This is a genomic window from Tardiphaga sp. P4_G1 (genome assembly GCF_056401215.1).
Genome location: NZ_JBFUJU010000007.1, coordinates 164,343 through 182,681, shown reverse-complemented (window position 1 = coordinate 182,681; position 18,339 = coordinate 164,343). Strand labels below are relative to the sequence as shown.

General features: G+C 62.6%; 17 protein-coding genes. 14 read left to right on the top strand and 3 right to left on the bottom strand.

What is annotated here, in order from left to right:
• Positions 1 to 216: 216 nt before the first annotated feature.
• Positions 217 to 1,023: an SDR family oxidoreductase gene (locus AC1DUY_RS18375; protein WP_068737620.1), complete on the bottom strand. Its 807-nt coding sequence runs from the start codon at positions 1,021 to 1,023 to the stop codon at positions 217 to 219.
• Between the two features lie 182 nt (positions 1,024 to 1,205).
• Between AC1DUY_RS18375 and AC1DUY_RS18370 the strand changes: the two genes are divergently transcribed.
• A complete protein-coding gene (locus AC1DUY_RS18370) occupies positions 1,206 to 1,931 on the top strand; it encodes a CBS domain-containing protein (protein WP_478116085.1) in 726 nt (241 codons plus the stop codon).
• Between the two features lie 45 nt (positions 1,932 to 1,976).
• Here the strand turns inward: AC1DUY_RS18370 and AC1DUY_RS18365 are convergent, their stop codons facing one another.
• Positions 1,977 to 3,035 (bottom strand): polysaccharide deacetylase family protein, encoded by a 1,059-nt coding sequence (locus AC1DUY_RS18365; RefSeq protein ID WP_478116083.1) that lies wholly within the window; start codon positions 3,033 to 3,035, stop codon positions 1,977 to 1,979.
• Positions 3,036 to 3,197: 162 nt separating this feature from the next.
• Between AC1DUY_RS18365 and AC1DUY_RS18360 the strand changes: the two genes are divergently transcribed.
• The 10 genes from AC1DUY_RS18360 (at position 3,198) to phoB (ending at position 13,441) form a co-directional block, all read left to right on the top strand.
• Positions 3,198 to 4,601 carry an OmpA family protein gene (locus tag AC1DUY_RS18360; protein WP_089266757.1) on the top strand — a complete coding sequence of 468 codons (1,404 nt, stop codon included), beginning with the start codon at positions 3,198 to 3,200 and terminating at the stop codon, positions 4,599 to 4,601.
• Positions 4,598 to 4,897: a hypothetical protein gene (locus tag AC1DUY_RS18355; protein WP_309940781.1), complete on the top strand. Its 300-nt coding sequence runs from the start codon at positions 4,598 to 4,600 to the stop codon at positions 4,895 to 4,897. Before AC1DUY_RS18360 ends, AC1DUY_RS18355 begins: the two co-directional genes overlap by 4 nt.
• Before the next feature lie 327 nt (positions 4,898 to 5,224).
• Positions 5,225 to 6,271 carry a lysylphosphatidylglycerol synthase domain-containing protein gene (locus AC1DUY_RS18350; RefSeq protein WP_478116080.1) on the top strand — a complete coding sequence of 349 codons (1,047 nt, stop codon included), beginning with the start codon at positions 5,225 to 5,227 and terminating at the stop codon, positions 6,269 to 6,271.
• A 39-nt stretch (positions 6,272 to 6,310) separates the two neighbouring features.
• Positions 6,311 to 7,627, top strand: coding sequence for an ATP-binding protein (locus tag AC1DUY_RS18345; RefSeq protein ID WP_175369589.1), 1,317 nt, complete (start codon positions 6,311 to 6,313; stop codon positions 7,625 to 7,627).
• Between the two features lie 439 nt (positions 7,628 to 8,066).
• Positions 8,067 to 9,077, top strand: coding sequence for a phosphate ABC transporter substrate-binding protein PstS (gene pstS / locus AC1DUY_RS18340; protein ID WP_092140314.1), 1,011 nt, complete (start codon positions 8,067 to 8,069; stop codon positions 9,075 to 9,077).
• Between the two features lie 155 nt (positions 9,078 to 9,232).
• Positions 9,233 to 10,231, top strand: coding sequence for a phosphate ABC transporter permease subunit PstC (pstC, locus tag AC1DUY_RS18335; protein WP_478116077.1), 999 nt, complete (start codon positions 9,233 to 9,235; stop codon positions 10,229 to 10,231).
• Between the two features lies 1 nt (position 10,232).
• Entirely contained in the window at positions 10,233 to 11,078 is an 846-nt protein-coding gene (gene pstA, locus AC1DUY_RS18330) for a phosphate ABC transporter permease PstA (RefSeq protein WP_089266762.1), read from the top strand.
• Positions 11,075 to 11,902, top strand: coding sequence for a phosphate ABC transporter ATP-binding protein PstB (gene pstB / locus AC1DUY_RS18325; protein WP_068737599.1), 828 nt, complete (start codon positions 11,075 to 11,077; stop codon positions 11,900 to 11,902). The genes pstA and pstB overlap by 4 nt, the downstream gene beginning before the upstream one ends.
• Before the next feature lie 28 nt (positions 11,903 to 11,930).
• Positions 11,931 to 12,644, top strand: coding sequence for a phosphate signaling complex protein PhoU (gene phoU, locus AC1DUY_RS18320; RefSeq protein ID WP_089266763.1), 714 nt, complete (start codon positions 11,931 to 11,933; stop codon positions 12,642 to 12,644).
• Between the two features lie 92 nt (positions 12,645 to 12,736).
• Complete coding sequence (phoB, locus tag AC1DUY_RS18315; protein ID WP_068737970.1) at positions 12,737 to 13,441, top strand: phosphate regulon transcriptional regulator PhoB; 705 nt, start codon at positions 12,737 to 12,739, stop codon at positions 13,439 to 13,441.
• A 102-nt stretch (positions 13,442 to 13,543) separates the two neighbouring features.
• Here phoB and AC1DUY_RS18310 read toward each other — a convergent pair whose 3' ends face one another.
• Positions 13,544 to 14,053: a GcrA family cell cycle regulator gene (locus AC1DUY_RS18310; RefSeq protein WP_068737968.1), complete on the bottom strand. Its 510-nt coding sequence runs from the start codon at positions 14,051 to 14,053 to the stop codon at positions 13,544 to 13,546.
• A gap of 446 nt (positions 14,054 to 14,499) precedes the next feature.
• On the opposite strand from AC1DUY_RS18310, the gene AC1DUY_RS18305 reads away from it, so the two are divergent.
• From AC1DUY_RS18305 to AC1DUY_RS18295, 3 genes are all read left to right on the top strand, one after another.
• On the top strand, positions 14,500 to 15,726 hold the full coding sequence (locus AC1DUY_RS18305) for an aspartate aminotransferase family protein (RefSeq protein WP_441231262.1): 1,227 nt from the start codon (positions 14,500 to 14,502) through the stop codon (positions 15,724 to 15,726).
• Complete coding sequence (gene argF / locus AC1DUY_RS18300) at positions 15,726 to 16,664, top strand: ornithine carbamoyltransferase (RefSeq protein WP_068737593.1); 939 nt, start codon at positions 15,726 to 15,728, stop codon at positions 16,662 to 16,664. The genes AC1DUY_RS18305 and argF overlap by 1 nt, the downstream gene beginning before the upstream one ends.
• A gap of 273 nt (positions 16,665 to 16,937) precedes the next feature.
• The gene (locus tag AC1DUY_RS18295) at positions 16,938 to 17,936 is read left to right on the top strand and encodes an Hsp33 family molecular chaperone (RefSeq protein WP_478116073.1); all 999 of its coding nucleotides are present in this window, start codon (positions 16,938 to 16,940) and stop codon (positions 17,934 to 17,936) included.
• The last annotated feature ends 403 nt before the right edge of the window (positions 17,937 to 18,339 follow it).

The following is an 18,339-nucleotide window of genomic DNA, read 5'->3' as shown; positions in this document are numbered from 1 at the left end:
AGCAGCGTGCCATTGTGTACAACTGCGACGGTTGAATGATTCCGGATAATATATTTATATAAATCAGATGGTTATTTCAGAATAGCTTTGCAGCCTAAATGTCGTTCGCAAGCCGGACGCTGGTTAATTGCTTAGTTTGTAGCCGGGGCTGATAGATTGGCAGCGACCGCACGTCATTGCAGCCCCGAGGGCCGCAATGACGCGTCGCGCGTGACCTCAATCCCAGCCGTCGCCCTTGATGCCTGGATTCGCATAGACGATGCCACCGTCCACCGCGATGGTGGCGCCGACCACGTAATCGCCGGCGCGCGAAGCGAGATAGATCGCGGCGCCCGCCATGTCCTCGTCGGTGCCGATCCGGCCGGCGGGCACGCGGGTCGCCACTTCATCGGCATTGTCGCGTGCAGCCTTGTTCATGTCGGACTGGAACGGGCCCGGCGCGATGGCCGTGACGACGACGTGATCCTGGATCAGTTTGACGGCCATCCGCCGCGTCAGGTGGATCAGGCCGGATTTGCTCGCCGCATAGGAATAGGTCTCCATCGGATTGACGAAGATGCCGTCGATGGAAGCGATATTGATGACCTTGGCGGGCTTGTCCGCGCTGGCTGCTGCACGCAGCGGTCCGGCCAGCGCCTTGGTCAGAAAGAACGGCGTCTTGACGTTCAGCGTCATCACCTTGTCCCAGCCGCTCTCCGGAAATTCATCGAAGTCCGCGCCCCAGGCGGCGCCCGCATTGTTGACGAGAATGTCGAGCTTGGGTTCGCGCTTCTTGATTTCGGCAGCCAGCATCTCGATGCCGGCCATGGTCGAGATGTCGATCGGCAGTGCGATGCATTCACCGGCATACTGCGCTGAGAGTTCTTTCGCGGTGGCTTCGCACGGGCCGGCCTTGCGCGCGGTGATGTAGACCTTCGCCGCGCCCTGGCTGAGAAATCCTGCCGCGATCATCTTGCCGATGCCGCGCGAGCCGCCGGTGACGAGTGCAATGCGGCCATCGAGCGAAAACAGATTGGTGAACATGACGCCTCCCGCTTGTTTTGTCGTTGGACCGATTGTGTGCGGCGGCGGGCAAGGGGAGTCAACAAGGCGAGTCAACAAGCGCTACTGCAGTTGACCCAGATCAAGGCCGGAACCGGCGGCCGGCGTAGGCTTCTCGCGTTGGTTCGTCCAGCAAACGGACCTCAACCCAACGGGAGAGTGTCATGAGAGCCCATCAAATTATGACCCGCAAGCTCGTCACCGTGTCGCCGGACGCGTCGATTAGCGAAGCTGCGCGGCTGATGATCGATTATCACGTCAGCGGATTGCCTGTGGTGGATGCGGCCGGCAAGCTGGTCGGCATTGTGACCGAACGGGACTTCCTGCGTCGGCACGAGGTCGGCACGCAGCGCAGGCGTCCGCGCTGGCTCGAATTCGTGCGTGGCCCCAGCCTGCAGGCCATCGATTATGTCCGCGAAGCCGGCCGCAAGGTGCACGAGATCATGACCCGCGAGGTCCGCACGGTAACGGAGGAGACCGGTCTGGCCGATATCGTCGACGTGATGGAGAAGTATCACATCAAGCGCGTGCCGGTGGTGCAGGGCGACAAGCTCGTGGGTATCGTCAGCCGGCAGAATTTCGTCGAAGCCATCGCCGATCTCATGCACGATGTCTCCGATGTCGGGTCGAGTGATGCGTTGATCCGCCGCCGCATCGTCGCTGTGCTCAGGCATAACGAATGGACACCATTCGGCCTCGACGTCCGGGTGAAGGATGGCGTCGTGGACATCGACGGCTTCATCACGGACGAGAATGTCCGTCGGGCGATTGTCGTGGCTGCTGAAAATGTGACTGGCGTAACCCGCGTCAACGAGCATCTGTGCTGGGTCGATCCGATGTCGGGCGTGTATTTTCCGCCGGATACCGATCTGCCGCAAAAGCCGGTCTGATCCGGTGCGGGATGCTTGGCTGCGGTTCGCCTGCAGCGAGCCAGACTATCCGACGCCGCCGCGCTGGAAGCCGTTCCACATCGCGGTGGCCGCGCCGGAGGTCAGCACCGGCAGATAGCGGGTGTCCTGATAGTTGCCGTTCAGCGAGACCCGCGGCAGTGCTGTGAGCTGTGAGGAGTTGTCCGAGGCGATCACGCCGGGGCGCGTCGTCACGGCTGTCTCGAAGCCAGCGCTTTTCGCCAGTGCGAATTCCCGTGTGCCCGCGGCGCAGCGGTCGCCATAGGGATAAGCAAGATGCACGGCCGGGCGCTGCAGAACGTTTTCGATATCGGTGCGGCTGGCTGACAGCTCATGCACGACCATCGCTTCGCTCTGTTTGGCGAGATTGCAGTGGCTTACGGTATGCGCGCCGATTGTCACCAGCGGATCGGCGGCGAAAGGTTTGAGTTCGTCCCACGACATGCACAGCTCACGGCTGACCGCGTCTTCGTCGATGCCATGCGCAGCGCAGAGCGCGCTGACCTCGCGGCGGATATCCGCTTCTTCCGGCAATCCGCGCAGCCAGCCATGCAGGCGGTCGAACGCCATGTCCTTCCCGGCGAGAGTCGATGTGTCCAGGCGCACCATCTGTCCGTCGATCGGGGCCTCGATCACGTCGGCCCTGGCAACGACGCGCTCCAGCGCCACCCACCACAGCCGGCCTGTGYCGGAGGCGAAGTCGCTGGTGACATAGACCGTGAAGGGCGCGTCGAAATCCCGCATCGCGGGCAATGCATGGTCGCGGTTGTCGCGATAGCCGTCGTCGCAGGTGAAACAGGCGAAGCGGCGCGAGAAATCCCGTTCCGTCAACCGCCGCTGCACTTCATCGGGCGTCACGATATCGACGTCGGTCGCGCGCAGATAAGCGAGGGTGGCGCGCAGGAAATCGGGCGTGATCTCGAGGTGACGGTTGGGCTGGAACGGACCGGCATGCGCAGGGCGCACATGGTGCAGCATGAAAATGGTGCCGACGCCGCCGAAGATAGGTCGCAACACGCGGTGGGCGCCGCTGAAATACAGCGCGTCCAGGCCGGCACGAATAATCGTGTTGCGAATCTGCTTCATCGTATGACCGAGCAATTGATGCTACCCACGGAAATGATCAGAAACGATTGAACAAAGCGTTATTCGAATACCCGCGGCGACGCCAGAGGTTTGCCTTGATTTCAATTTGACAGTCCCGCAAGGGTTTGTTTTCTCTCTGTTTCCAGACCCGCAGGACGTCGAATGCACGGATTTTACAGGTGGAGTGCCAAATGGTGGCCCGGGCTCATCCCGCTTGCCATCCTTTGGGCGGTTGCTGCCTGGGTTAGCACGATTCCGCTTGAAACGGATTTAACGGCGCACAGCACTGCGGCGCTGAAAAACACGATCCTCGACAAGAGCCAGATCACGGTTGCCGGGCGTGACGTCTCGTTTTCTGCCGAAGCATTTTCCGAAGATGGTCGCCGCAGTGCGGTCTCGTCGGTCGAGGCCACGCCGGGCGTTCGCCTAGTCAATGACGAAACCCGCCTCGTCGCGGAAGCCAAGCCGTTCGTCTGGGTCGCGGAGCGCGACAATGTCCGCGTCACGCTGTGGGGAACCGCGCCATTGCCGGCCAGCAAGGCGCGCATCGTGGAAGCGGCCCGCGCCGCACTCAGCGGAACCGAGGTCTCCGACCGCATGGGTCTGAAGCGCGGCGCGCCGCCGCGGTTTGATGCCGCAGCCGTGCTCTTGCTCGATCAGGTCGCCAAGCTGAAGGAAGGCAAGGCGGTGATTTCGGATACCAATATCAGCCTCTCCGGCATGGCGCGCGATCTCGGTGGCCGCGAAGCCATTGCGGCGGCGCTGAAGAATCTGCCGGAAGGTTTCACGGTCGCAGCCAATGACGTCAAGGCGCCGCCCTATGTGTTCCAGGCCAACAAGGACCCGGTGACGAATACGCTGACGCTGAGCGGCTATGTCCCGGACAACACCATCCACGCCGCGCTGGCGTCGGCTGCCGGACGCAAGTTCGGCAATGAGAAGATCGTCGATAACCTGAAGGCCAGCATCGGCGCGCCCGGCGGTTTTGCCGCAGCGGTGACCACGGCGCTGGGTGCGCTGTCGCGGCTGTCGACCGGCACGCTGGTGGTGTCCGATCGCGAGGTGAAGCTGTCAGGTGACGCGCTCTACGAAGTGGCCGCGGACCAGATACGCGCAAGCCTGGCGCGCGAGCTCCCGCAGGGTTGGCAGGCCAAAGCCGAAGTCTCGGTGAAGCCCGCCGCGGCACCGGTCGATGCCAGCGTGTGCCAGCAGCTCTTTGCGCAGAACCTGACCAAGGGCCGCATCCGGTTTGAGCCCTCCAGCGCCAGCATCAATGTGGATTCCGCAGGCTTGCTCGATCGCCTCGTGGAAATCGCCATGCGTTGTCCCAATGTCCGGGTCGAGATCGCCGGTCACACCGACGGCGATGGCGACGCAGCGTTCAATCAGTCGCTGTCGGAAAAGCGCGCGCTCGCCGTCGAAGAATATCTCGTGAAGGCCGGCCTGCCGGCGGACCGTTTCTCCACCATCGGCTACGGCAGCACGCAGCCGATCGCCACCAACGATACCGACGAAGGCAAGCTGCAGAATCGCCGGATCGAATTCGTCGTGAGGCAAGCGCCATGACCTATCTTGCGATGTTTCACTGGGGCTGGCTGCTCGGGGCGTTCCTGATCGGCTTCTGCATGGGCTGGATCGCCGTGGTCTATCGCGGGCGTTCGGTGTCGCGGGTCTGGATCCAGCGCCTGTCGGTGATCGCCGCGGTCATCGTTGGCATCGCGATTGCCAAGGTCGTGCCCGGCCGCTTCGGCTACTGGCTTGATCTCGGCCTCGCCTTGTTCGGCTTCTATCTCGTCGGCTGTGCCATCGGATCATGGCTGCGCGACATCGTGGTGGTCAGGCAGCAGGCCCGCGCGAGCTGAGGACTGTGGTGCGCCGCTGCCGTCTTTTTTATCAACGTCTCGCCGCCAAATCGGCGGCATGAGGTCACGAAAGCCTCAATGTCACGTGAGACGCGTCAGGACGTCGGCATTTTGCCGCAGCGAATGCGCCCGAGAGGCTGGTGGTTTGTTAGGACTGACCTAATATACTGATGTGGCTTGTTTTTATTCACAGCCGGCGAATTCCACTTTGCCGCAAAACGCGCTACGACGGTTGTGCCGGAGACAACTGATGTGGCGGTTCCGCCGAGGCTAGTCTGACTTCCTGGTCCAGATCTCTCTGGTCAGGGGATCGCATTCGAGGTTGAGATGCTGGAAGCAATACGCAGGGCGATCTCGTTTCTGCGCGAGAAGCAAATCCTGCACAAGCTCGGTGTCTTGATCAGCGTCGCGGTGATCGGCGTCGCCTGCTACATGCTGTATCACAAGCTGCGCAACATCGACGCTGCTGCCGTTTTCCGGGCGATGACGGAGACCGAGCCGCGGCTGATCATGCTCTCCGCGCTGTCGGTTGCCGCCGGCTATTTCACGCTGACATTCTATGACTGGTTTGCGGTGCGCACGATCGGTCGCCGCGACGTGCCTTATCGGATCAACGCGCTGGCCGCTTTCACCAGCTATTCGATCGGCCACAATGTCGGCGCCAGCGTCTTCACCGGCGGCGCGGTGCGCTATCGCATCTATTCGGCCTGGGATCTCAGCGCCGTCGATGTCGCCAAGATCGTCTTTCTCGCCGGCCTCACCTTCTGGCTCGGCAATCTCGCGGTGCTCGGCATGGGCATCGCCTATCACCCGGAGGCGGCCAGCGCGATCAACCAGGTGCCGCCATGGATGAACCGTATCCTGGCCTACATAATCCTCGCCGGCCTCGTCGGCTATGTAGTCTGGGTCTGGATGAAACCGCGCAGCGTCGGCCGCGGCCCCTGGTCGGTGGTACTGCCAGGCGGTCCGCTGACCTTGCTGCAGATTACCATCGGCATCATCGATCTCGGCTTCTGTGCGCTGGCGATGTACATGCTGGTGCCCGCCGAGCCTGACGTCGGTTTCGTCGTGGTGGCGGTGGTTTTCGTCTCGGCCACCTTGCTGGGTTTCGCCAGCCATTCGCCCGGCGGTCTTGGCGTGTTCGACGCCGCCATGCTGGTCGGCCTCGAAATGATGGACCAGGAAAAGCTGCTGGCTGGCATGCTGCTGTTCAGGGTGCTTTATTACCTCGCGCCGTTCTTTATATCAGTCATGTTACTGACGCTTCGCGAGCTTATTATCGGTTCGCGATCGAAGAAGCTGCAGGCGGTCGCGGCGGACGCCAAGCCCGGCGTCGGCCACCCGCTCAAGGAACATGGCCGCTCCGGCGCCTGACATACGTTCGCATTCGCAGCAGGAAGAGATCCGGTTCAGATGGCCATTGAAGCTTCTCCATCGACCATGTTTTCGCCGTGGCCAGATCGGCTGCGGCATTCGGCGATCATCCTGCTGGCCGCCGGCCTGGCGCTGGCCGCATTGGTGTTTTTCGGCGAGTTGTCGCCGCTGCGCGCCGGCATCGTGTTCGTCTGCATCGCCGGTGCGGCGCTGGTGCCGTGGCGGCTGCATGACGTGGTGACGGCGCGCGACGAGGCGCTGGCCGCCAATCCTGTCGAGGCACCCGCGGTGCGCGCCATCATTGCCGGCATTCCCGATCCCGCCGTGCTGCTCGACCGTGCCGGCCGCGTCATCCATCTCAATGCCGCAGCGGCGCAGCTCGCGCCGGCACTCCGTAAGAACGAGCTGGCGCAATTCGCGCTGCGCTCGCCGGAGATCATCACCGCGTTGCGCGAGTCCATCGCCACCACCGAGCCGCGCCGTGCGACTTATCTCGATCACGTTCCGGTCGATCGCTGGATGGAATTGATGATCACACCGGTGCCGGTTCCGACCGCCTTTGGCGGCACCGACACCTGCATGCTGATGACGTTCCACGACCAGACGCCGCTGCGCCGTGTCGAGGAAATGCGTGCCGACTTCGTCGCCAATGCCAGCCACGAGCTGCGCACGCCGCTGGCGGCGCTGTCGGGTTTCATCGATACGCTGCAGGGGCCGGCCAAGGACGACGCCAAGGCGCGCGAGCGCTTTCTCGGCATCATGCATGCGCAGGCGACCCGCATGGCACGGCTGATCGACGATCTGCTGTCGCTGTCGCGCGTCGAACTGTCGGCGCATGTGCGGCCGGACACGCTGGTGGATATTCTCCCCATCATCCGTCAGGTCGGCGACGGGCTGGAGCCGCTCGCCAACGAGCGCAACGTCAGGATCGAAATGGCGCTGCCGGAGACGCCGGTGTCCATCGCTGGCGATCGCGAGGAATTGCTGAGGCTGTTCGAGAACCTGATCGAGAACGCGCTGAAATACGGCGCGTCCGGCGGCAAGGTGGACGTATCGTTGACCACGGAGTCGACCTCGGAGGGTGTGCCGGAAATCCGCGTCGCCGTGCGGGACTATGGCCCGGGCATCGCCCCCGAGCATCTGCCGCGCCTGACCGAGCGTTTCTACCGGGTCGATGTCGGCGACAGCCGCGCACAGGGCGGTACGGGCCTCGGCCTCTCGCTGGTGAAGCACATTCTGAACCGGCATCGTGGCCGGCTGCTGATCGAAAGCGTGCCGAAGAACGGCGCGACTTTTACCGCCGCCTTTCCGCAGGTGAAGACGCCGCCGGCGCCTCCCGCCTCCGCGGCGTCCTGACGCCTTAAACTCCCTTCGTTCTCTTGTGCCCGTCAGGGCCGCCCTCGGGCGGTCCCGCATCGCTGCGCTTCGCTCAGACAGTCAAAAAAGCCCTGGCGGATGGTGCGGCATTGCGTCCGATCCCCCTCGATATCGTGCCCGCCGCTGTCATACGCGCGCATGCGCGCGAGGCCGGATTCCGCCTGCTGAAACATATTGTTAACCCCTGTGACGGCGGATTTTGACGACCTAGCATGACCCGTATGGCAGGGCATTTTCGCTGTCATTTGCACGGTAAAATTATCCGCGGAGGCAGAAAAACAAAGCATTTACAGATGCTTGGTGCCGTCATCCAAGTGTCACGGAACTATCATAAAAGCACAATCGACCACCCCTAAACGGGCGGCGTGAGCACAACTGGCGCATCCGGCGCGGTCGCTCACGAGATTGGAGACATCCCATGAAATTCCTCAAAGCGATCGTCGCTGCCGGCCTCGTTGCCGCCTCGACCTCGGCATTTGCCGCCGACATCACGGGTGCCGGCGCAACCTTCCCGTTCCCGGTCTATTCGAAGTGGGCCGATGCCTACAAGAAAGAGACTGGCAACGGTTTGAACTACCAGTCGATTGGTTCGGGCGCCGGCATCAAGCAGATCCAGGCCAAGACCGTGACCTTCGGCGCCACCGACGCGCCGCTCAAGGCTGAGCAGCTCGAGAAGGACGGCCTGGTTCAGTGGCCGATGGTGATGGGCGCGATCGTTCCCGTCGTGAATCTCGAAGGCATCGCCTCGGGCGAGCTGGTTCTTTCCGGCGAAGTGCTCGGCGACATCTATCTCGGCAAAGTCACCAAGTGGGACGACGCTGCCATCGCCAAGCTGAACCCGAAGCTGAAGCTGCCTTCGGCTGCCATCACTGTCGTTCGTCGTTCGGACGGTTCAGGCACCACCTTCAACTTCACCGACTATCTGTCGAAGGCCTCGGCTGACTGGAAGACCAAGGTCGGCACCGGTACGGCTGTCGAGTGGCCGGTTGGCGTCGGCGCCAAGGGCAATGAAGGCGTTGCCGGCAACGTCGGTCAGACCAAGAACGCAATCGGTTACGTTGAATATGCTTACGCCAAGCAGAACAAGCTGACCTATGCCGGCCTCGTCAACAAGGCTGGCAAGACCGTGCAGCCGACCGTCGCTGCCTTCCAGGCTGCTGCTGCCAATGCCGATTGGGCCAAGGCTCCCGGCTACTACGTGATCCTCACCGACCAGCCGGGCGAAGCGTCCTGGCCGATCACTGCGGCGACCTTCATCCTCATGCACAAGGCCCCGACCGACAAGGCGGCCTCGGCTGAAGCGCTGAAGTTCTTCAAGTGGTCGTTCGAAAAGGGCGACAAGGCTGCCGAAGAGCTCGACTACATCCCGATGCCGGACTCGGTCGTCAAGCTGATCGAAAAGACCTGGTCGGCTGACATCAAGAGCTGATCTGGTGTGTGGGCGGAGGAGAGGGGCATCTCTCCTCCGTTTGCTGCAGGGCTGAATTTCTTTCTTCTTCTCTTCTTCTCTTCTGACTTCGCGCCCTGACAAGCCCCTCCAGGGCAATGCGTTTTGGGGTATTGTAACAATTACAGGGGACTGGCGTGGCAGACATGGCCGTACAGAGCTCTTCGATGGACGCTGCCGGACCTTATGATCGTGCGAAGGCTTTGAATGCCTTCAAGACGGGGGACCAGGCGTTTTACTGGATCACCCGCGTCTCGGCTCTGTCCGTTCTGTTTATCCTCGGCGGCATCATTCTGTCGCTTATCGTTGGTGCGTGGCCGGCGCTTCGAGAATTCGGCTTCTCGTTCCTGACGACGCAGCGCTGGGCACCGTCGGCTGATCCGCCGGTGCTGGGAGCGCTCGGCCCGATCTACGGCACGCTGATCACCTCGGTGATCGCGATGGCGATCGCCATCCCGGTCGGCATCGGCATCGCGATCTTCCTCACCGAACTGTGCCCGAACTGGCTGCGCCGCCCGATCGGCATGGCGGTCGAGCTTCTCGCCGGTATTCCTTCGATCATCTACGGCATGTGGGGCTTCTTCGTGCTCGGCCCGTTCCTGGCCAACCACGTGCAGCCATTCATGATCAACGCCTTCGAAGGCGTCCCGGTCCTCGGCGTGATCTTCGCCGGCCCGCCGTCTTATCTCTCGCTGTTCAACGCGTCGCTGATCCTCGCCATCATGGTGCTGCCCTTCATCACCTCGATCTCGGTCGATGTGTTCAAGACGGTGCCGCCGGTGCTCAAGGAAGCCGCTTACGGCGTCGGCTGCACCACCTGGGAGGTCGTCCGCAACGTCGTCATCCCCTATACCCGCGTTGGTGTGATCGGTGGCGTCATGCTGGCGCTCGGCCGTGCGCTCGGTGAAACGATGGCGGTGACCTTCATCATCGGCAACTCGTTCCGGATCACAGGCTCGATCTTTGGCCCGGGCACCACGATCTCGGCAGCGATCGCCAGCGAGTTCGCGGAGAGCGACGGTCTGCATCAATCGGGTCTGATCCTGCTCGGTCTCCTGCTGTTCGTGCTGACATTCTTCGTGCTCTCGGCGGCGCGTCTGATGCTGCTGCGTCTGGAAAAGAAGGCGGGCAACTAATATGAACCCGATTTACGCTTCACGCCGCCGCAACGACATGATCATCCGTGGGCTCTGCATGGGTGCCGCTCTCTTTGGCGTCACTTGGCTCGCGCTGATCCTGTTCACGCTGTTCTACAACGGTATCGCCGGCATCAGCCTGCAGATCTTTACCCAGAACACGCCGCCGCCCGGCTCCATGGAAGGCGGCCTGCTCAATGCCATCGTCGGTTCGATCATCATGACCGTCATCGGCGTCGGCATCGGCGCGCCGCTCGGCCTGTTTGCCGGCACCTATCTCGCGGAATACGGCAAGCACGACAAGCTCACTTCGGTGATCCGCTTCATCAACGACGTGTTGCTGTCGGCCCCGTCCATCATCATCGGCCTTTTCGTTTATGGTGCGGTGGTGGTTCCGATGGGCGGCTTCTCGGCTCTCGCCGGTTCGCTTGCGCTCGCCGTGATCGTGATCCCCGTCGTGGTTCGCACCACTGAAGATATGCTTGGTCTCGTGCCGAACCCGCTGCGCGAAGCGGCTTCGGCGCTCGGCCTGCCGCGCTCCCTGGTCATCAAGCGGATTGCTTATCGTGCAGCCCGCGCCGGTCTCATCACCGGCGTGCTGCTGGCGACCGCGCGTGTCGCCGGTGAAACGGCGCCGCTGCTGTTCACCGCGCTGAGCAACCAGTTCTTTAGCCTCGATCTCACCAAGACGATGGCCAACCTGCCGGTGACCATCAACAACTTCGTGCAGAGCCCCTACGAGTACTGGAAGCAGCTCGCCTGGAGCGGTGCCCTGATCATCACCTTGACCGTACTTGCCCTTAACATTGGCGCGCGCATTCTCGGCGCCGAGAGGACAGCAAAATGAGTGAGCTTTCTGTGTCGTCTGGCGTTCCTTCCGTCTCGATGCCGCCGCCGTCGGCCCTGCAGGGCGAGACCCGTCCCAAGGTCACCGTGCGCGACCTGAACTTCTACTATGGCGAACACCACGCCCTGAAGAAGATCAACCTGACGCTGATGGCGAACCGCGTAACCGCATTCATCGGCCCGTCGGGCTGCGGCAAGTCCACGCTGCTGCGCATCTTCAACCGCATGTATGACCTGTATCCCGGCCAGCGCGCCGAAGGTCAGCTCATGCTCGACAACCAGAACATTCTGGATCCGAAGCTGGACCTCAACCTGCTGCGCGCCCGCGTCGGCATGGTGTTCCAGAAGCCGACTCCGTTCCCGATGACGATCTACGAAAACATCGCCTTCGGTATCCGCCTTTACGAAAAGATCTCCAAGTCGGAGATGGACATTCGCGTCGAGAGGGCGCTGCGCGGCGGTGCACTCTGGAACGAAGTCAAGGACAAGCTCAACGCGTCGGGCCTCAGCCTGTCGGGCGGTCAGCAGCAGCGCCTGTGCATCGCGCGCACCATCGCGGTGCGGCCGGAAGTGATCCTGTTCGACGAGCCGTGCTCGGCGCTGGATCCGATCTCGACCGCGAAGATCGAGGAGCTGATCGACGAGTTGAAGGATCAGTATACGATCGCGATCGTGACCCATAACATGCAGCAGGCTGCCCGCGTCTCCGACAGCACGGCCTTCATGTATCTCGGCGAGTTGATCGAGTTCGATCAGACCAACAAGATCTTCACGTCGCCGACCGACCGCCGTACCCAGGATTACATCACCGGCCGCTTCGGCTGACGCGACATATTCGCGGGAGGAATTTGAGATGGCTTTTGAACACACCACCAAGGCTTTCGACGACGATCTGCAGGAGCTGACCCGTCTCGTCGCCGAGATGGGTGGCCTCGCGGAACGGCAGATCGTCGAATCCGTCGACGCGCTGATCCGCCGGGATGTCGCACTTGGCGCCCGCGTCGTCGCCACCGACTCCGAGATCGACCAGTTGCAGCGCACGATCGAAGAGCGCGCCGTGCTGACCATCGCCAAGCGCCAGCCGATGGCTGTCGATTTGCGCGAGATCGTCGGCGCGCTGCGCGTCGCCACCGATCTGGAACGCATCGGCGATCTCTCCAAAAATATCGGCAAGCGCGTCAATGCACTCGACAGCGACTTCCATCCGCTGAAGCTGATCCGCGGCCTTGAGCACATGACCGACCTCGTGACCACCCAGGTCAAGGCTGTGCTCGACGCCTATGCCGCACACGATCTGCCCGCCGCGATGACGGTGTGGAAGGGCGACGAGGAAATCGACGCGATCTGCACCTCGCTGTTCCGCGAACTCCTGACCTATATGATGGAAGACCCGCGTAACATTTCGTTCTGTATCCACCTGATGTTCTGCGCCAAAAACATCGAGCGGATCGGTGACCATGCCACCAATATTGCGGAAACCGTGTTCTACATGATCGAGGGCCAGCAGATCCTCGACAAGCGCCCGAAGGGCGACATGACCACATTCGCGAATACGCCGACGGTCTGAAGCATGATCAGGAAAAGTGGAAGCCAGTCTTCCGCAAGGATCATGATTTAAAGACTTGTCGGACGTCACTGAGGGTATTGATCAAGATGGCTGTGAATGCACGCATTCTGGTTGTGGAAGATGAAGAGGCGCTAACGACGCTGCTTCGCTACAACCTCGACGCCGAAGGCTATGATGTTGAAACCGTTGCTCGCGGCGACGATGCCGACACCCGCTTGAAGGAGCGGGTGCCGGATCTCGTGGTGCTCGACTGGATGCTGCCGGGCCTGTCCGGCATCGAACTGTGCCGCCGCTTGCGCGCACGGCCCGAAACCAAGGCATTGCCGATCATCATGCTGACGGCGCGCGGCGAAGAGAGCGAGCGCGTTCGCGGTCTCGCCACCGGTGCCGACGACTACATCGTCAAGCCGTTCTCCGTGCCGGAGCTCCTGGCCCGCGTGAAGGGCTTGCTCCGTCGTGCAGCTCCCGAGCGTCTCGCCACCGTCCTGGCGTTTGGCGATATCGAACTCGACCGTGACAAGCGCCGCGTCGTGCGCTCAAGCCGTCCGATCGATCTCGGTCCGACCGAATATCGCTTGCTGGAGTTCTTCCTGGAACATCCGGGCCGCGTGTTCAGCCGCGAACAGTTGCTCGACAGCGTCTGGGGCCGCGACATCTATATCGACGAGCGCACCGTCGACGTGCATATCGGCCGCCTGCGCAAGCTGCTCAACCCCGCCGGTGAGCCCGATCCGATCCGCACCGTGCGCGGCGCCGGCTACGCGCTGGATGATCGGTTCGACAAGGCGGCGGAGTAGGTATCTTCCCTCTCCCCGCAAGCGGGGAGAGGGAAGAAGCCCCAAACAAAAAATGCCCGGCTCATCGCCGGGCATTTTCATTTGGTTTAGATACTTTCCAGCTCAGCGCGTCGGCTTCGGCACCGCGCGGCGGCGGTCGCTGGCCGGCTGATAGGCGATGCGCGAGTGATGCGCGCAATAGGGGGCGCCGGCCAGGGCCTTGCCGCCGCAGAAATAGAAGTCCGCGCTCGACGGATCGCCGATCGGCCAATGGCAGGTGGCTTCGTTGAGTTCGACCAGCGACAGGCGCTGGCTGATCGGCACGATGTTGTCATAGGCGATCGGGTCGGGCTCGGCCTCGATCTCGTAGTTATGGGCCAATGCTGTGTTGCCACGGGCCATCGGGCGGGCGACGCGCACCATCTGCTGTGCCGGGCGCGCCTTGCGCTGCCGCGGAGCTGCCGAGGAGGGGCTCTTGGCACGGCCGGACAGGCCGAGGCGGTGAACCTTGCCGATCACGGCGTTGCGGGTCACGTTGCCGAGTTCCGCAGCGATCTGGCTGGCGGAGAGGCCGCCTTCCCAGAGTTTCTTCAACTGTTCGACGCGATCGTCGGTCCATGTCATTACCGTCATCGCCGTTTTCCCTTCGTGAGCGCCGGCCTGACCGGGCAGCGCTGCGAGTTGAGACTTCAAAAATCCCTGCGGTCAGAATCCTTTAGCGCTCACCGGGCGCGAATTTCGCGTCCGGCTGTTACGCCGCACTGGATGTGTCAAAAGGATCTACCGCCGCACGAGATGTCGTATCCGACGAGGCAAAAGCTACAATATGCCGTGACTCGCGCGCAAGAGTCGGGCATGCCGCGTCCACATGCTTCTGCAAATAAAGCGGCAAAATCGGCTTTTTCTGCGACTCCGTGTGACTCGAAAGCCGCAGTGCGCGGTTGACAGTCTTCACAGCACACATAGAATAATGCCCACGTGCCGCCCGAGAAGGGCGGCACGTTTCGTTTCTAGGGTCCGTTGTTCGATTTCGCACAGTTGTCATCGACGCGGCCGCAGTCTTTTCGATCGGATCGGTTATGACCAGCAACGCAACGTCTTCGCCCCTCTCTCAGGCTCACTTGCTGCCTGTTTTCGCGCGTGCGGATGTCGCTTTCGAGCGCGGTGAAGGCGCGTGGCTGATTGGAACCGATGGCGAGCGCTATCTCGACTTCACCAGCGGCGTTGCCGTGAACGCGCTGGGCCATGCGCACCCACATATGGTCGCCGCATTGCAGGAGCAGGCCACCAAGCTCTGGCACATGTCGAACCTGTTCAAGAGCCCGGACGGCGAGCGCCTCGCCGCGCGGCTGTGCGAACAAAGCTTTGCCGACTTCGTGTTCTTCGCCAATTCGGGTGCGGAAGCGATGGAATGCGCGATCAAGGTGACCCGCCACTATCATTTCTCCAAGGGCCATCCCGAGCGCACGCGCATCATCACCTTTGAAGGCGCGTTCCATGGCCGCACCCTCGGCACGCTCGCCGCGACCGGCGCTGCCAAATATCTCGAAGGCTACGGCACGCCGCTCGACGGCTTCGATCAGTTGCCGCTCGGCGATATCGAAGCCGTTAAGAAGGCGATCGGTCCGAACACCGCCGGCATTCTCATCGAGCCGCTGCAGGGTGAGGGTGGCGTGCGTGCGCCGAGCAACGCGTTCTTCGGCGCGCTGCGCGAACTCTGCGACAAGAACGGCATCCTGCTGATCTTCGACGAAGTGCAGACCGGCATGGGCCGCACCGGCGAGTTGTTCGCCTATCAGCGCATCGGTGTGACGCCGGATGTCATGTCGCTGGCCAAGGCGCTCGGCGGCGGCTTCCCGATCGGTGCGTGCCTCGTCACGGCGGAAGCGGCCGAAGGCATGGCGCCCGGCTCCCATGGTTCGACCTTTGGCGGCAATCCGCTGGCGGTCGCTGCTGCGAATTCCGTGCTCGATATCATGCTGAAGCCCGGTTTCTTCGACCATGTGAAGAAGATGTCGCTGCTGCTGAAACAGAAACTCGCGGGCGTGGTCGACGGCCACCCTGACGTGCTCAGCGAAGTGCGCGGCGAAGGTCTGCTGATCGGCCTCAAGGCCGTGGTGCCGGCGGGCGATCTCGTGGCAGCATTGCGTGACGCGAAGCTGTTGACGGTTGGCGCCGGCGACAATGTCGTGCGCTTCCTGCCGCCGCTGATCGTCAGCGAGTCCGAGATCGAGCAGGCCGTGCAGCGGCTGGAACAGGCTTGCGTGGCGCTCAGCTCGCCTGCAAAGACGCAGGGAGCCGCGTGATGAGCACGTCACCGCGGCACTTCCTTGATCTCACGGCCGTGCCGGCCAGTGAGTTGCGCAATATTATGAACGCGGCTGCCGCCATGAAGGCGAAGCTGAAGGGGCGGGATGGCTCGAATGCCGAGCCCGATCGTCCGCTCAAGAACAAGACGCTGGCGATGATCTTCGAAAAGCCTTCGACGCGCACCCGCGTATCGTTCGAGGTCGGCATGCGCCAGCTCGGCGGCGAAGTTGTGATGCTCACCGGCGCCGAAATGCAGCTCGGTCGCGGCGAGACCATTGCCGACACCGCACGCGTGCTGTCGCGCTTCGTCGACATCATCATGATCCGCATCCTCAATCATGACTCGCTGATGGAGCTCGCGGAGAATGCGACGGTGCCGGTCATCAATGGCCTGACGCGGTTCTCGCATCCCTGCCAGGTGATGGCGGATGTCATGACCTATGAGGAGCACCGCGGCCCGATCAAGGGCCGCACCGTGGCCTGGACCGGCGACGACAACAATGTGCTGATGTCCTGGGCGCATGCGGCCGAACGCTTCCAGTTCAAACTGAATATCGCGACGCCGCCGCAGCTGTCGCCGAAGAAGCCGTTCAAGGACTGGGTCAAGGCGGCAAACGCGCCGATCACCTTCAGCGACGATCCCGATGCGATGGTGAAGGGCGTCGATTGCGTCGTCACCGACACCTGGGTGTCGATGGGCGACAAGGACGGCGAGACCCGCCACAACCTGCTCAAGCCCTATCAGGTCAATGCGCGCCTGATGTCGCTGGCCAAGCCCGATGCGCTGTTCATGCATTGCCTGCCGGCGCATCGCGGCGAGGAGGTCACCGACGAGGTGATCGACGGTCCGCAGTCGGTGGTGTTCGACGAGGCCGAAAACCGTCTGCATGCGCAGAAGGGCATTCTGGCCTGGTGCCTCAACGCGGTGGCATGAGACAGCACGGAGCTTTCTTTCTTCCCCTCTCCCCTTGCGGGAGAGGGTGCCTGAGCAAAGCGAGGGCGGGAGAGGGGTAGCGGCAAAGCGCGGTGTTTGTGGCGCCCCCTCTCCCGTCTCGAACATGCTTCGCATGTTCGATCCACCCTCTCCCACCTGGCGAAGCTTCGCTTCGCGCGGGGGAGAGGGAAGAAAAGCGCAGCTGCATACGCTCCATTTCCCCGGTTCCCTGCACCTTTGACTTCCGCGCCCTCCGCCCCCAAATAGAGCGCCATGACCCCATCAAATCCAAATCTCCAGCCCGACGCCCCCATCCGCGCGCCGTCTTCCGTTCCGGTCGATGACGCGGTGCTGCCCTTCGAGGTGGCGCCGCTCGACCTACGCGGGCGGCTGACGCGGCTTGGTCCGGCACTCGATGAACTGCTCGCCAAACATGATTATCCCGCGCCGGTGGCCAAGCTGCTCGGCGAGGCTATCGTGCTGACCACGCTGCTCGGCTCCTCGCTGAAATTCGACGGCCGCTTCATCCTGCAGACCCAGACCGATGGTCCGGTGTCGCTGATGATCGTCGACTTCCGCGCGCCGGATAAAATGCGCGCCTATGCGCGGTTCGATGCCGAGCGCCTTTTGCCCGGTCTCGGCACCGCGGCGCTGCTCGGCAAGGGCCATCTGGCGATGACCGTCGATCAGGGGGCGGATATGAGCCGCTATCAGGGGCTCGTCGCGCTTGACGGCGGTACGCTGGAAGATGCCGCACATGAATACTTCCTGCGCTCCGAACAGATTCTGACCAAGGTGCGCCTCGCCGTCGGCGAGGAATGGCGCAGCGGCGAGGAAGGTGGCCCGACACATCGCTGGCGCGCCGGTGGCATGCTGCTGCAGTTCCTGCCAAAGGCGCCGGAGCGCGTGCAGCGCGACCTCCATGCCGGCGATGCGCCGGAGGGCGCGGAGGTGGATGCTGTGCCGGAAGATGACGCCTGGGTCGAGGGCCAGTCGCTGATTGGCACCGTCGAGGATGTCGAGCTGATCGATCCCGATCTGTCCGGCGAGCGGCTGCTGTATCGCCTGTTCCACGAGCGCGGCGTCCGCGTCTTCACCTCATCGCCGCTGCGCGCGGAGTGTTCCTGCTCGCGCGATGCCGTGTCCGGCATGCTCAAGAGCTTCGAGCCGCAGGACCGCGCCGACATGGTCAAGGACGACAAGGTCGTCGTGACCTGCGAGTTCTGTTCGTCGGTGTATGAGTTCACACCGCAGGAAGCGGGCGTGGAATAGGCATTCGCCCGCGTCACGCCCCGCTGTCATTCCCCGGCACACCAATTGGTGCGGCGAGGAAACTCAATCCACACTCGTCATTCCGGGGCGCGGCCGGCACTTGCCGGACGCGAACCCGGAATCCCAGAGTGTTTTACGCTGTCGGAGACTCCCATGCGGGGATTCCGGGTTCACGTGCGCAAAGATGCGCCCGCGCCCCGGAATGACAGTTTGGGGCCGCAAGACAGCGCCTAAACATTTTTTCCTATCCTCTGTTGACAAGATCCCTGCCTTGATTATATTCCCCTCCGTCCTGCCCCACCGAGAGGGGCGATCGCGATCGTCACGTTCGCGGGGTGGGATGCGGTGGACGCCGGAGATGCGGCGTCACGCGGTTTGGGGGTGACGTCTGTCTTCGGGCAGG

Coding starts and splice junctions, on each gene's coding strand:
- AC1DUY_RS18360 (WP_089266757.1), top strand. CDS start 3,198: ATGCACGGATTTTACAGGTGGAGTGCCAAATGGTGGCCCGGGCTCATC.
- AC1DUY_RS18370 (WP_478116085.1), top strand. CDS start 1,206: ATGAGAGCCCATCAAATTATGACCCGCAAGCTCGTCACCGTGTCGCCG.
- AC1DUY_RS18345 (WP_175369589.1), top strand. CDS start 6,311: ATGGCCATTGAAGCTTCTCCATCGACCATGTTTTCGCCGTGGCCAGAT.
- pstS (WP_092140314.1), top strand. CDS start 8,067: ATGAAATTCCTCAAAGCGATCGTCGCTGCCGGCCTCGTTGCCGCCTCG.
- phoU (WP_089266763.1), top strand. CDS start 11,931: ATGGCTTTTGAACACACCACCAAGGCTTTCGACGACGATCTGCAGGAG.
- AC1DUY_RS18350 (WP_478116080.1), top strand. CDS start 5,225: ATGCTGGAAGCAATACGCAGGGCGATCTCGTTTCTGCGCGAGAAGCAA.
- AC1DUY_RS18305 (WP_441231262.1), top strand. CDS start 14,500: ATGACCAGCAACGCAACGTCTTCGCCCCTCTCTCAGGCTCACTTGCTG.
- pstB (WP_068737599.1), top strand. CDS start 11,075: ATGAGTGAGCTTTCTGTGTCGTCTGGCGTTCCTTCCGTCTCGATGCCG.
- AC1DUY_RS18310 (WP_068737968.1), bottom strand. CDS start 14,053: ATGACGGTAATGACATGGACCGACGATCGCGTCGAACAGTTGAAGAAA.
- AC1DUY_RS18375 (WP_068737620.1), bottom strand. CDS start 1,023: ATGTTCACCAATCTGTTTTCGCTCGATGGCCGCATTGCACTCGTCACC.
- pstA (WP_089266762.1), top strand. CDS start 10,233: ATGAACCCGATTTACGCTTCACGCCGCCGCAACGACATGATCATCCGT.
- AC1DUY_RS18295 (WP_478116073.1), top strand. CDS start 16,938: ATGACCCCATCAAATCCAAATCTCCAGCCCGACGCCCCCATCCGCGCG.
- AC1DUY_RS18355 (WP_309940781.1), top strand. CDS start 4,598: ATGACCTATCTTGCGATGTTTCACTGGGGCTGGCTGCTCGGGGCGTTC.
- argF (WP_068737593.1), top strand. CDS start 15,726: ATGAGCACGTCACCGCGGCACTTCCTTGATCTCACGGCCGTGCCGGCC.